9 protein-coding genes and 1 tRNA gene are annotated in these 13,881 nt (G+C 67.5%); 6 read left to right on the forward strand and 4 right to left on the reverse strand.

Annotated features, from left to right (window positions below):
• Both ACESK5_RS16490 and ACESK5_RS16495 read right to left on the reverse strand, forming a co-directional pair.
• Positions 1–440: FAD-binding oxidoreductase (locus ACESK5_RS16490; protein ID WP_372912675.1), on the reverse strand; the 440-nt coding region annotated here is incomplete at its 3' end.
• Between the two features lie 124 nt (positions 441–564).
• Positions 565–2,319, reverse strand: coding sequence for an L-lactate permease (locus ACESK5_RS16495; protein ID WP_372912676.1), 1,755 nt, complete (start codon positions 2,317–2,319; stop codon positions 565–567).
• A gap of 539 nt (positions 2,320–2,858) precedes the next feature.
• On the opposite strand from ACESK5_RS16495, the gene ACESK5_RS16500 reads away from it, so the two are divergent.
• The 4 genes from ACESK5_RS16500 (at position 2,859) to ACESK5_RS16515 (ending at position 6,872) form a co-directional block, all read left to right on the forward strand.
• Positions 2,859–3,362 (forward strand): lactate utilization protein C, encoded by a 504-nt coding sequence (locus ACESK5_RS16500; protein WP_372912677.1) that lies wholly within the window; start codon positions 2,859–2,861, stop codon positions 3,360–3,362.
• Positions 3,355–5,571: an LUD domain-containing protein gene (locus ACESK5_RS16505; protein ID WP_372912678.1), complete on the forward strand. Its 2,217-nt coding sequence runs from the start codon at positions 3,355–3,357 to the stop codon at positions 5,569–5,571. The genes ACESK5_RS16500 and ACESK5_RS16505 overlap by 8 nt, the downstream gene beginning before the upstream one ends.
• Positions 5,572–5,817: 246 nt before the next feature.
• Positions 5,818–6,105, forward strand: coding sequence for a PRC-barrel domain-containing protein (locus ACESK5_RS16510; RefSeq protein ID WP_372912679.1), 288 nt, complete (start codon positions 5,818–5,820; stop codon positions 6,103–6,105).
• A 143-nt stretch (positions 6,106–6,248) separates the two neighbouring features.
• A complete protein-coding gene (locus tag ACESK5_RS16515; protein WP_372912680.1) occupies positions 6,249–6,872 on the forward strand; it encodes an RAD55 family ATPase in 624 nt (207 codons plus the stop codon).
• Between the two features lie 45 nt (positions 6,873–6,917).
• On the opposite strand, the gene ACESK5_RS16520 is transcribed toward ACESK5_RS16515, so the two are convergent.
• A complete protein-coding gene (locus ACESK5_RS16520) occupies positions 6,918–8,378 on the reverse strand; it encodes a DHH family phosphoesterase (RefSeq protein WP_372912681.1) in 1,461 nt (486 codons plus the stop codon).
• Positions 8,379–8,453: 75 nt separating this feature from the next.
• Positions 8,454–10,562, reverse strand: a complete 2,109-nt coding sequence (locus ACESK5_RS16525; RefSeq protein WP_372912682.1) for a hypothetical protein — start codon at positions 10,560–10,562, stop codon at positions 8,454–8,456.
• A gap of 119 nt (positions 10,563–10,681) precedes the next feature.
• Here ACESK5_RS16525 and ACESK5_RS16530 point away from each other — a divergent pair.
• Positions 10,682–10,755 (forward strand) — tRNA-Lys (locus ACESK5_RS16530).
• Between the two features lie 360 nt (positions 10,756–11,115).
• Positions 11,116–13,881, forward strand: a 2,766-nt coding sequence (locus ACESK5_RS16535) for a surface glycoprotein (RefSeq protein WP_372912683.1), incomplete at its 3' end; no start/stop codon positions are given.

Below are 13,881 nucleotides of genomic sequence, written 5' to 3' on the forward strand. Positions count from 1 at the left end.
TTCAGCTCCCGGTTCAGGTCGCCCAGGCGGGTTCCGGCCTCCGCGCGTGCGGTAGCCCCCTCGGGGTCGACGTCGACGACCGAGTTCATGTGTCGCTGGAAGTCGAGGACGACCGCCTCGTTCACCGTCTGTCCCGCCAGCGACGTGCCACCTCCGCGGGGGAGAACGGGTATCCCGCGCCGGGCGCAGTACTCCATCACCGCGGCGACGTCGTCGGTCGACGTCGGCATCACCACGCCGATGGGTGTCTGTTCGTACGCCGACGCGTCGGTCGCGTACAACTCGCGTGTGTACGAGTCGAACCGGACGTCGCCGTCGACCAGTCCTTCGAGGTCGTCGACGAGCGCCGGGCGAGCGACGTCGTCGGAGACGTAGTCGAAGTTCGCCCCGTCGCGTGGGTCGCCGGCCCGCGACCCCAGGTCGTCCGTGTTGCTTGCCATCGTTGGTCAGTCCTTTGAGTCGTTGATAATAAAGTCCGGAGGTTACGCCGTCCGGGGGCGGCTTCGGTGAGCGGTGCAGCGGAACCTTTGTGACCGGTTCGTCGAACGGGCTCCGCGCCGCGCGTCAGAAGACGCCCGGGAAGAGGACGTAGCTGAACAGCAGCGTCAGGAGGCCCGTGGCGGTCCCGTAGTAGACCAGCGGGATGAGTTCCAGCCGGATGACGCGTCCCTCCTCGCCGACGAGGCCGACGACGGCCAGCGCCGCGACGACGTTGTGGATGGCGATGAGGTTGCCGATGGCGCCGCCGACGGCCTGTGCGCCGAGCATGAGCGTCTTCGACGTCCCGATCTGGTCCGCGACGCCGTACTGGAACGTGCCGAACAGGATGTCCGACACCGTGTTCGACCCCGCGAGGAACGCCCCGAACGCACCGATGTACGCGGCGAAGAACGGGTACACGCCGCCTACGAGCGACGCCATGCCGTCCGAGAGGACGATGAGCATGCTATCGGTTCCCGTCGCGGAGCCCGACTGGAGCATGATCTGGACCGTCGCCACCGCGAACAGCAAGGCGATGACCGCCGGCGTCACCTTCTCGACCGTCTCCGCCCACGCCGCGACGACCTCGTCTCCGCGCATGTCGTGCAGCGGGATCGTGAGCAGGTGGACCGCAATGAACACGGCACCGGGGAGGTAGAGGACGGCGAAGGAGTCGCTCAGTCCCGTTCCGAAGATGCTCTCACCCGTGAGGGGAAGGTCGGCCCACGTGATCGTGAAGAGGTCCATCGTGACGAACGCGTTCACCGGGTCGACGACGCGGGTGACGACGAGGAGGACGGCGACCAGCGCGTACGGCATCCACGCCTTCCACAGCGGCATCTGGACGTGTCCGCCGTCGGCCGTGACGGTCCCCTCGCGGGAGGTGCCGGCGCCGACACTGCCCTCACCGGGCTGGATGTCGCCGATCCAGTGGTCGGGCCACTGTGCCTGCGGACCGAAGTCCCACTCCTCGTCGGGGTGGAAGAAGCCGGCCTTCAGCGCCCCGACGGTGACGAACAGACCGACCATCGCCCCGATGAGACCGGGGAACTCCGGGCCGAGGAAGTACGCCGTGAGCCAGTACGGGACCGAGAAGGAGGCCCACGCGAACAGCGTGAGCGGGAGGACTTCGAGCGCGGGCTTGATCGACCGCTCCTCGCCGAAGAAACGGGTCATCATCGCCACACCGATGAACGGCAGCGCGACGCCGACGATGACGTGGTAGGTCGCGGCCCACATCGCGATGTCACCGACCCACGCGGCGACGCTCGCGTACGGACCGTTCGCGACCACCGCGGTCTGGATGCTCTCGACGGAGCCGAAGATGTCGATCATCCCGATGATGAGCGGCGTCCCGACGGCGCCGAACGTGATAGCCATCAGGTTACCGGTGAGCGCGACGACGACGGCAGCCAGCGGCGGGAAGCCGAGCCCCACCAGGAGCGGGCCGACGATGGCCGCCGGCGTGCCGAAGCCGGCCGCAGCCTCGATGAACGACCCCATCAGGAACACGAGCAGGACGACCTGCACGCGTCGGTCCTCGCTCACGGAGGCGAAGCCCTGGTTGATAGCGTCGAAGGCGCCCGTGCGCTTGAGCGTGTAGAGGAGGAGGATGGCGCCGAAGACGATGTAGAGGATGTTCGCGGCGGTGATGAAGCCCACGATGGAAGAGGCGGCAATCCACCGCGCGGACATGCCCCAGCCGACGACCCCCGCGCCGACGGCGACGAGCCACGCGACGGGCATCGCCCGCGTCGCGGGCCAGTACCGCCCGACCATCAGGAACGCGATGGTCGCCAGCGGCGCGAGCGCGATGAGCGCGTCGACGGCGCTAACCATCCGTCTCACCCCTGTCGGTACGTCCGGAACCAGTTCGAACCGTGCCAGTGCTCTGTTCGATGCCTCGTGGCATGGATAGACGGAGCCCATTCTATCATGAAATACCTACCGGTTCTTCCACGCCCCCGAGAACTCGGGCGGTCGTCGGGTGTCGCCCGCGACAGCCTGTACACTCGTGTACGATTGCGTATTTGGACACTCTGAGGGCTCTGTGGCGTTATTCTCTCTCGAGTAAATGTTCGTCGTGACGCCGACAGACCGCCCCAGCGACGGCCGTTTCACCTCTATACTCGTGTGAGTGTGTCGATTCACACGTGTATATTGGCCACTGCACACGTGAACACAGTACTTTATAATATTATATAAATAGCAAAATAAATACTCAGTGAGTCCAATAGACTCTCCGAGTCGATTCAGACGTGTGACCGAGAGTTGGACGGACCCGGGGACCTGTCGCGTCGGCGCGCGCCCGCCCCGACAGTGGCGAACTCCTCCGGGTGAAAGCAAAGAATCTTGAGAACCCTGTGGTAAGGTGGCGTATGGCCACTGGCACGGTCACGACGTTCGAGGCGTCACTGGACCGCCTCGAGGTCGACTGGACGCACACGACGGACGACGGGTTGGGAGACGTTCTGCGGGAGGTAGCGACCGAACCGGCAGTGGGCACACCGCTCCCGTTCGAGGCGACGCTCCCCGAGTGGGTGAACACCGACCCGACGCCGCACGAACTCGAGATGGCGACGACGGGCGTCACCGCGGCGAGACTCGGTGTCGCGGACTACGGGAGCGTCGTACTCCCCTCGACGCCGGACGGGGCCGAACCCGTGTCGCTCTTCCCGGACCTCCACGTGGCCGTCCTCCGGACGTCCGACGTCGTCCCCGGGATGGGCGAGGCGTTCGACTTCCTGGGCGAGGCGTTCCGCGACGGCGACCACTCGTCGGCCGTCCTCGCGACGGGGCCGAGCGCGACGGCCGACATGGGCGCGCTGGTGAGAGGTGCACACGGCCCGAAGGACGTCCACGTGGTGATGCTCGATGAGTAAGTCCCGCGAGGCGAAGGCCGCACGCATCCGTCACCTTCTCCAGACGGAGGGCGACGCGGTCAAGGCCAACACGCGTGGGTTCAATCAGGGACGGTACGAGTCCGTCGCGAAGCTAGAGTCGTACGAGGAACTCCGCGCACGCGCCCGCGAGATAAAAGAGGACGCCATCGACCGCCTCCCCGACCTCCTCGAGGCGCTGGAAGCGACCGTCGAGGCCAACGGTGGGACGGTCTACGTCGCGGACGACGCGGCGGACGCGAACCGCTACGTCCGGGAGGTCTGCCGGGAGAAGGAGGCCGACCGCCTCGTGAAGTCGAAGTCGATGACGAGCGAGGAGATCGAGGTCAACGAGTTCCTCGAACGGGACGGTGTCGACGTCGTCGAGACCGACCTCGGCGAGTGGGTGTTGCAGGTCGCCGACGAGGCGCCCTCTCACATCGTCGCGCCCGCCATCCACAAGTCCCGCGAGGGCATCGCAGAGCTGTTCAACGAGACGTTCCAGCTCGACGAACCGCTGGAGACCGCCGAGGAACTCACCATGTTCGCCCGCGAGCGGTTGCTCGAGGAGATCAAGGGCGCGGACGTCGGGATGACCGGGGCGAACTTCGTCACGGCCGACACGGGTACCATCGCGCTCGTCACGAGCGAGGGGAACGCCCGGAAGTCGGCGGTGGTCCCCGACACCCACGTCGCCGTCGCCGGCGTCGAGAAGGTGATTCCGAGCGTCGAGGACCTCCAGCCGTTCGTCGAACTCATCGGCCGGTCCGGGACGGGGCAGGACATCACGTCGTACATCTCGCTTCTCACGCCTCCCGTCGACTCCCCCACCGTCGACTTCGACGCGCCCGAGACGCCGCTGGGAGACAGGGACGCCGACCGCGACTTCCACCTCGTGCTCATCGACAACGGCCGGATGGCGATGCGCGAGGACGACGAGTTGCGAGAGACGCTCTACTGCATCCGCTGTTCGGCGTGCTCGAACGTCTGTGCGAACTTCCAGTCGGTGGGCGGCCACGCGTTCGGCGGCGAGACCTACTCGGGCGGCATCGCCACGGGGTGGGAGGCGGGCATCGAGGGCCTCGACACGGCCGCGGAGTTCAACGACCTCTGCACCGGCTGTTCGCGGTGCGTCGACGCCTGTCCCGTCAACATCGACATCCCGTGGATAAACACAGTCGTCCGCGACCGGATCAACCGCGGCACCGACCACGAGTTCGACTGGCTGGTCGACGGGCTGACCCCCGACGCCGAGGACGAGGGCGTGGGCCTGCAGAAGCGGTTCTTCGGCAACTTCTCCACCGTGGCGACGGTGGGGAGCGCCCTCGCGCCGCTCTCGAACTGGGTCGCCGGGACCGACCTCTCCCGACGGCTGATGGAGTCGACCATTGGTGTCGACGCCCGCCGTGACCTCCCGTCGTTCGAGCGGGAGACGTTCGTCGACTGGTTCGCCGAGCGTGACCCGCAGGTGTCGGCGACGGCGGCCGACCGGGAGGCCGTCGTCTATCCCGACGTCTACACCAACCACGTACAGGTCGAGCGCGGGAAGGCGACCGTGCGGGCGCTCGAGGCGCTCGGCGTCCACGTCCGCGTCCCCGACCTCCCCTCGTCGGGCCGCGCGCCGCTCTCGCAGGGGATGGTCGCCACCGCGGAGGAGAAGGCCCACGACCTCTACGCCGCGCTCGCAGAGCACATCGACGCCGGGCGCGACGTCGTCGTCGTCGAACCGTCCGACCTCGCGATGTTCGACCGCGAGTACGAGAAGTTCCTCGCGCCGAAGTCCCAAGAACGGCTCTCGGCGGCGAGCTACGAGGTGATGGAGTACGTCTACGGACTGCTGGAGAACGGCGCGAGCGCCGACGAACTCCGGGGCCCGGCCGCGAGCGACCGTGGCGTCGCGTACCACTCGCACTGTCAGCAGCGCACGCTCGGTCTCGAGGGGTACACCGAAGCGGTCCTCGACCGTCTCGGCTACGACGTCGCCACCTCGGACGTCGAGTGCTGTGGGATGGCCGGGTCGTTCGGCTACAAGACCGAGTACTACGACCTCTCGATGGACGTCGGGAGCGAACTCGAAGCGCAGTTCTCGACGCCGGAGACGCGCGACCGCCGGGTCGTCGCCTCTGGGACGTCCTGTCTCGAACAACTCGACTCGATGCTCGCGCGCCCGTCACAGCACCCCGTCGAACTCGTCGCGCCCGAGCGGTACTGAGTCGTCCCGAGCCGGGAACCGAGACGCCCCCCGGAGTCGTCCACGACGCACTCCGCGCTCTGGGTGGGCGATACGAGGAGACCTGGAGAGGGAAAGCGGCCGTGTGTGGGACGTGCCCGCGGGTGCGCACGTCCGGTCGTCTCACCGCTCGGCCACGCCGGTCACCGACCTCGATTCGTCCGGTCTGACCACCGTCTGACGCGCGTCTGATACGTAATTAAGAGGGAGGGATTCGTCGCGTGGCGTATGGATGGGACGCCCCAGGAGATCACGAACCTAGTCGGTCGCGAGGTGTACTCGAACAACGGCGTGTTCGTCGGCGAAGTGCGCGACGTCCACCTCGACTTCGAGCGCCAGACCGTCACCGAACTCGCGCTGCAGGACCTCAACGACGAACTGTTCCACGGTCGCATCGAACCGGGCAAGGGCGTGATGGTTCCGTACCGGTGGGTCCGGGCAGTCGGCGACGTCATCCTCATCAACGACGTCGTCGAGCGGTACAAAGAGGAAGACGAAGAGAAGGCCATCGCCTGACACCCACCGTTCCCGTTCTTCACAGCCGTCGCGACCGAGTGACGACTGTCCACATCGGAGTGTGAACCCCCCGACCCGCCACACCCGCTCCCCTCCACACCGCACCCGACCACTTTTGAGGCGGCTGGGCCGTACCAGACGACATGTCGGATCGACTGTCGACAGGCGTCGACGTGATCGACCGTCACATGCACGGTGGCGTCCCCGTCGGGTCACTCCTCGCGTTGTCGGCCCCGCCAGAGACACAGAGCGACCTCCTCCTCGCTGCCGCGGCCGGTTCGGCCGACACCCACTACCTCACCACCGACCGGACGGCCGACGCCGTCGAGGCCCGACTCGGCCAGTCTCCCGGAGTCGAGGCCGACCTCCACGTCGCGTCCGCGTCGCCGGAGACGGTCGCCGCCGACCCGGCCGCCAGTCTCGACACCCCGTCCGGTGGCTTCGTCGTCGTCGACAGCTTCGACGCGTTCGAGCGACTCGGCCGCGACGACCAGCTTCGAACGCTCCGCGCGCTGAGCGAACGGCTCCGAGAGCGAGAGAGCGTCGGTATCCTCGCCTGTTCGAGACAGGACGACCGGACCGCCGCACGCCGGCGGACGCTCCGGTTCGCCGACGTCGTCTGGGTCCTCCACCTCACCGTCACGACGCTGTCGGTCGAGACGCGTCTCACCATCACGAAGGTGCGGAACGGGCGGCCACACCTGGAGCCGGTGAAGCTCAAACTGACCGACCGGGTCGTCGTCGACACCAGTCGGGACATCGCCTGAGTCGCCCGGGGCGCCCGAGTCTCGGAAGCGGGTCGCCGGTCGGCTTCAGGAGCCGTTCGCACTCTCGCCGGTCGAGGTGGAGTCGACGCCGAGCGCCTGGAACAGCTTCCGCCTGACGGCCTCTTCGGTGAGTTGCAGGAGCGTGTCGCGGTTGCCGTCGCCGCTCTCGATGCCGGTGAAGATGCCGAGAGGAATCTCGACGCTCCCCTGCGTCGAGTGGCCGGCGGCCTCGCCGATGCCCGCGAAGGCGTCCTCCAGCGCGTTGCCGATGTTGATGCGGATGTCCTTCGACCGGGCGGCGAGGTATATCTTGTCGTCGGCGATACCGAAGACCGCCGTGGTGGTGATCCCCTCGAGGTTGAGGAGGTGCTGTGCGGCCTGTGCGAGCGCCTCGCGGTCACGGATGAAGCCCGCGTTCGACACGAGGTGGCTCCCCTGGACGTCGCGGTTCTGGATGGCCTCCGCGAGGACGTCGAGCGTCTCGGGCGACATCGACGGCGACTCGACCTGTTCGAGCGTGTCGTGGTTCGCGAAGGGATAGAGATACGCCGCCGCGGTGAGGTCCGCCGGCGTCGTCTCCCGCTTGAAGTCCATCGTCTCCGCGCGAATACCGTAGAGCAGCGCCGTCGCGACGGCTTCGGAGGGTGAGAGGTCGAACTCCTGGATGTACTTCGTGAGGATGGTCGAGGAGGAGGAGACGTTCGGGCGGACGTCGGTGAAGTCCGCGTCGATGCCCTCGTCGGGCTCGAAGTGGTCGATGAAGACGTCGACGTCGACGTCGGCGTCGAGCGCCCCCGACTTCATGTGGTCGACGAGGGCGACGGCACTGTACTCGTCGAGCGACGTCTCCGACTGGTGGATGAGTTCGATGCCGAGGAGGTTGACGAACGCGCGGTTCTCCTGGTGGCCGATGTCACCGTCGTAGATGATGTCGGCCTCCACGTCGTACTCGTCGGCGATGGCCTGCAGGGCGACGGCGCTGGCGATGGAGTCGGGGTCGGGGTTGTCGTGCGTGAGGATTGCCAGCTTCCCGTCCGTCCCTCTGAGGAGGTCGGCGAGTTGCCGCGCCTTGTACTCCAACTCGCCGGTCTCCAGGGCCCGGAGCGCCGAGTCCGCGATGACCTCAGAGGGGTTGATGACGACGTCCGCTCCCAGGTCGAGGAGTTCGTCCTTCGAGACGGGGTCGGAGGCACGGACGACGATGAACTGGTCGCCGCCCGCCTCGCGGATGGTCGAGACGGCCGCCTTGTTCGCTTCCACGTCGGAGGCGAGGATGAGGATGACGTCGCGGTCTTCGACCGCCACGCTCACGGACGCGTCCATGATGTCCGTCTGCTGGGCGTTGAGGTCCTGATCGCGCAGCGCTTCGACGCGGTCGGCGTCCTTGTCGAGGATCAGGACGTGTTTGCCCTCCTCGGCGAGTTCCTCCGCCACCGCGTGGCCGACGCTCCCACACCCGAGGATGGCGTACGTGGACATCGAGGAGACGGTGACCCCAGTACTCATTCGTACGTTGAGTAATCGGTGGCCGACACTTAACATCCACCCTTTGCCGGGACGAGAACCGGGGCCGCGTCGGTGTCACTGGACGAGTTCGCCGTCGCGAACGCGGACCGCCGCGTCGGGTACCGGTCGCGTCTCGCTGCCGGCGACGAGCCACCGGTCCCCGGCCCCTTCACGGAACTCGACGGCGTCCGGGTCGGCCGCGACCCCGGCCTCGCAGAGCACGTCGCCCGAGCGACTGTCGAGCACGACGAGACGCGCGGGCGACCGGACGCCGACGCCGACGAGGGGCCGCCCGCCCCCGCTGTCGGCCGCGACCGAACGGACCTCTCCTTCGAACCCCCGGTCGACGACGACCCCTCTGCTCGGCGTGAGGACGCGGAGCCGCGAGACGTCGTCTCCGTCCGCCTCGACTGCCGCGACGGTACCCTCGTCGTCGACGGCACACTCGCTGACACTCACCGTCTCGAGGGTCGCCTGCTGCGCCTCGTACTGCAGGAGGAAGACCCGCTCTCTCGACTCTCCGTCGACGGTGGCCGTCCCCCACGCGACGCGCCAGCGGCCGTTCCGGGAGGCGACCGACGTGCAGCGGAACTCGATTCCGTCGTGTCTGACCGTCCGGGACTCGCGGGGCGGCCGTCGGACGGGTGGACCGAGGTCCGCGGCGGTCCACCGGGGCTCCTCGGCCGTCCTGGAGCCGGATTCGGCCCCGTCACTCGCGTCGTCGGCCCCGACGGTGCTGGCGTTGGACGTCGCCTCTGGACCACCAGTCGTCCGGCGGCGCGTCCCGTCGGCCCCCTCGGCCGCCCTGGTCGACTCCGACCCGTCGGCCGCCGTCGTCCGTCCAGTTCCGGTCTCCGTCTCTCCAGTCGACCGGTCGCCGGCGCGTGTCCCGCCCGAACCGAGACGGGACCTGCCGACGGTGTCCAGCGTCGTTCGGAGGCGACCGACCCGTCTGCCGAGTCGACGACGGAACGTGTCTTCCCGCTCGGCGCTTCCGGCCTCGTACTCGTCCCCCTCCCGTTCCAGGCGAATCAGGTAGACGGCCCCGGCGAGCGACCCGAGATACGGGACGGCTCCGAAGACGCGGAGCCGTCGAGACGGGGTCCTCCCCGTCCGGCGGCCGTGTGACGACAGTCCGAGCGGGATGGCGACCCACGAGCCGAGTCCCACGACGACCGTCCCTGCATCGAGTCCGCCGGGACTCGCGGCGCCGACGGCCGCGACGGGCCATCCGACCGTCCCCACGGCGACTGCCCAGTACCACGGGTGTCGACCGAGTGGTTCCCACGCGGGAGTGTCGCTGTCGTCGGAGCCGTGTGTCCGTTCGACCCGTCGCCGCTGGGCGAGATACAGACCGCCCGCTAGCGCGGCCCAGAGCGGGGAGACGATGCCGACGAACAGGAACAGACAGAGGACCGCCACGAGGACGAGTCCGCGGCCGCCGGTGAAGCCCGCGAACTTCAACGACCGCGCGTCGAGCACCATACCCGCGAGGAGGAACAGGTACGACCCGTTCAGGACGGCTGCCCCGAGAACGCCGCCGACCGATTCGCCGAGCGACGTCCCCAGACAGAGACCGACGACGCCGGCCACAGCGAGTGTGAACGCTCGCCCGCGCGCGAGGCCGAGGGTGTCCGGTCCGTCCGGGCCGGTCTCCGAGGTGCGAGTGCCCGCCGACTCGCGGTCCGTCTGTCGATGACCACCTCCGGACGACTCGTCGGTCGAGCGCCCGGGTCGTGACCGAGTCGCGTCGCCCTGCTCTGCCGGCCCGGCGTCACGCTCTCGCTGTCGCGCTCGGACGCGCTCGCGGGCGACGTCTCGCCCGAGGAGGTAGTCGTCGACGAGTCCCGTCGCGTCGAACTCCTCGACCAGTTCGGCGAGCCGACCGGCGTCGAACACCCCCACACCGGGCGGGGCCCGGGTGTCGGTCGTCGACTGCGGGACGACGACGACGTCAACTGATGGCGTCCCGTCGGCGTCGACGAACGTTTCGGGGTCGGGGGTGGCGTCGACAGTCACGGCGATACGTATCACGCCGTCGTCGCCCCGACGGGCGATCACGTCCGGGCCCCGCGCGTCGGTGAGCGAGCAGTCGTAGCCGGCACGTTCCCAGAGGTCGGCGACGAAACTCGCGAACACGTCGGGACCGTACGTCGTGAACTCGGCGAACCGCGCGGCGTCCATCGCTCGGTTCTTTTCCGGTCGGGATAATAAATTCGTGTCCAGAGCCGGGACTGTCACGCCCTGCCGCCCTCCGACCGAATGGAAACGCCTTTTAACGTACCTCCGTAAGCATCGGTTGAGGGCCGGTAGCTCAGTTAGGGAGAGCGACGGACTCTTAATCCGTCGGTCGGGGGTTCAACTCCCTCCCGGCCCGCTTCTGCGAGGAACGGACGTGACGAGCGAAGCGGTCACGAGAGACTCGAACCGGACGGCGGGCGGCACGGGGACCGAAGCCGGTGTGGTTAGAGTTCCCGATCGACCGTAGCGGTCCAGTCCTGTGTCGGTAGCAGCGGCCGCGTCCCGACCGCCGTCGGGGGGTGCCCCGCCGCAGAACGCGTTCTATCACGCCGAAGTGTGGTTCGTCGGATAACACAAGGTACTTATGCAAATCGCTGTTGGCTTGACACGTACCCCTACCCAGGTGGCAGCAACGAGTATGCGTGGTCGCCCCGCGCCGCGCGAACGCACGTCAGAAAGGTGTTGTCCCCGACTGCGATTGCGACCCTCCGAAACTATGTCAGGAAACAACAACAAGATTCGCGCTGTCATCCTCTCGGCGCTGATGGTCCTCTCCGTCTTCGCGGGAACCATCGCGTTCGCAGGTACAGCAAGCGCCACTCTCGCACCCGGCAACAGCAGTATCTCGCCGGCGACTGTCGAGGGTGGAACGACGAACACACACACCTTCGTGGTAGAGATCACTGCAGACACGACCGACGGAAACCCCGCTGTCGCCAACATCTCGATGCCCAGCGGCGTCGACCTCTCGTCGCCCGCCGTCACGGGTGCGAGTGTGACGAGCGGGAACGCCAACTTCTCCAACAGTAACGTTTCCGTCGACGACACGAACGACTACATCAACCTCACCATCCCGGACGACGCCAGTGGGACCGGTGCGGCGTCTGACACGGTCGAAGTCAGCTTCGACGCGACCGTCGGCACGCCCGACACGACGGGCACCTTCCCCGTGACCGCCGACGTCGACTCGAACAACGACGGCACGCTCGAGAGTGACGGCACGCAGTTCGAGACGCTCTCGCTCACCGGCGGTGGCCGGACCATCTCCGACGGCGGCACGGTCTACCTCGGTGAGGAGAACGTCGACCTGTCGTCGCTACCCGGTGTCGACGCCGGTAGTCCCGCTACGTTCACCGGTGAGGCCGGTGACGCCGACGGTTCGACTGCCTCCGTCGACGACGGTGGTGACGCCGACATCACGGAAGCGAACAACTTCGAGTCCGGTGGCTACGACTCGCCCGGCGCGACGGGTGACACGGACCGCGAACTGTTCGTCATCGAACCCCAGGTCACCGACCTGACCATCTACTCCGGTGCCGGTACGGGCGGCGCCGACATCACGGACGAGTCGCTGGTCACCGGTACGGACACCATCACCGTCGAGTCCGAGTGGAACTTCGACGACGCCGAGAACGTCTCCGTCACTATCGAGGACGAGGACGGTCTCGAAGTCCAGTCCCAGCTCACCTCGAACACCGGTTCGCTCGAGATCGACAACTCGGGCGGCGCCATCGAGCTCGAGGGCGTCGACGACCTCGACACGGGCGAGTACACGGTGACGGTCGAGGGTGCTGACGACCTCGACGGTGCGTCGCGCAGCGCGACGTTCACCATCCGCGACGAGTCGCAGAGCATCTCGCTCGACCAGTCGACCGCGACGCAGGGCGACAACGTCGTCGCTACGGTCACCGGCAGCCCCGGTGCGTACGGTCTCGTCCGCATCGAGCAGGGTGACACCGACGACCTCGAAGCCGGCGACGCCAACGCGAGCCAGGTCTTCGCCAACACCGGCGACGTCGAGGCCCTCCGCGGCACCGACGACCTCGCGGGTGACCAGGACGAGGACTACGTCGGCGCTGTCGTCGACCTCGACGACTCTGCCGAAGCGCAGGTCCGCATCGAGACGAGCGAACTCGACACGACGACGCTCGACGTCGAGTTCGTCGAACTGAACAACCCGAACACCAACGCAGCGAACCTTCAGGCCGGCTTCAACGCGAGCGCCGACGACTCCGCGGAGCTGACGGTCGAAGAGCAGTCCATCAACATCACGTCCGCCCCGAGCGTCGTCCGCATCGGTGAGGAGTTCACCGTCGAGGGCACCGCCCCCGAATCGGACGAGGTCAAGGCGTACGCCCGCATCGACCAGAACTACGCGCCGCTCGTCGACGAGGACGGCGACTTCGCCGAGGACGACGTCGACTCTGACGGCGAGTTCTCGGTCGACATCGACTCGGGCAGCAACATCAGCCTGCCCGACTCGTACCGCATCGCTGTCGTCGCCGACCCGGTCGACGACGATGGCACGAACTACCTGACCGGCAACGACCGCGGTGACGAGATCAGCTCGGACGTCTACAGCGAGTTCGATACGAAGGAGACCGTGACCGTCCGCACCGTCGAGGGTGACCTCACGGCACAGGTCTCGTCGAACACCATCGCCGCGAACGTCGGCGACGAGGTCACGCTGTCGGGCTCCGCGCTCGGCCAGGGTGACTCCGTCCGCGTCTACCTCATCGGTCCGCGCGGTAACTTCCTCGACGCCAGCGGTGCCTCGCAGAACGCCGAGGAGATCGACATCGACGAGGAAGAGTTCGAAGAGGACTACGCCGCGTTCAGTAACCGCGGTCAGTACACGTTCATCGTCGTCGGCCATGGCCGCGACGGTGACTACGCCTCCGACTACGGCTTCGGTGGCGAGTCCCTCGAATCCGACCTGACGCCGCAGCAGGCTGTCGCGATCGTCAACGACGAGTACACGGGCGCTGGCGTCGACGACCAGATCGTCGAACTGACCGTGTCCGCGGAGAACCCGCAGCTGTCGATCGACGACTTCACCACGGACGGGCAGGTCGCCCAGGGTGAGGTCACGGTCTCGGGTACCTCGAACCGCGAGGACGGTACGACCGTCTTCGTCGAGGTCCTCGGCCAGAACGACAACGTCATCGCGTCGGACGAGGCCGAGGTCAACGGCTCGACCGGCGAGTGGTCGACGACGATCGACATGTCGGACGTCGAGACCGGTACGTACACGCTGCGTGCTGACGACGACGAGGCATCCGCCTCGCTCGAGTTCGAGCTCGTCGAGTCGGTGAGCACGCCGACCGAGGAGCCGACCGAGGAGCCGACCGAAGAGCCGACCGAGGAGCCGACCGAAGAGCCGACTGAGGAGCCCACGGAGGGCACCGCAGAGCCGACCGAGGAAGCGACTGAGACGACGTCCACCTCGACGCCCGGCTTCGGTGTCGTCGTGGCCCTCATC

The sequence above is a fragment of the Salinigranum sp. genome (genome assembly GCF_041641895.1).
Lineage (GTDB): Archaea > Halobacteriota > Halobacteria > Halobacteriales > Haloferacaceae > Salinigranum.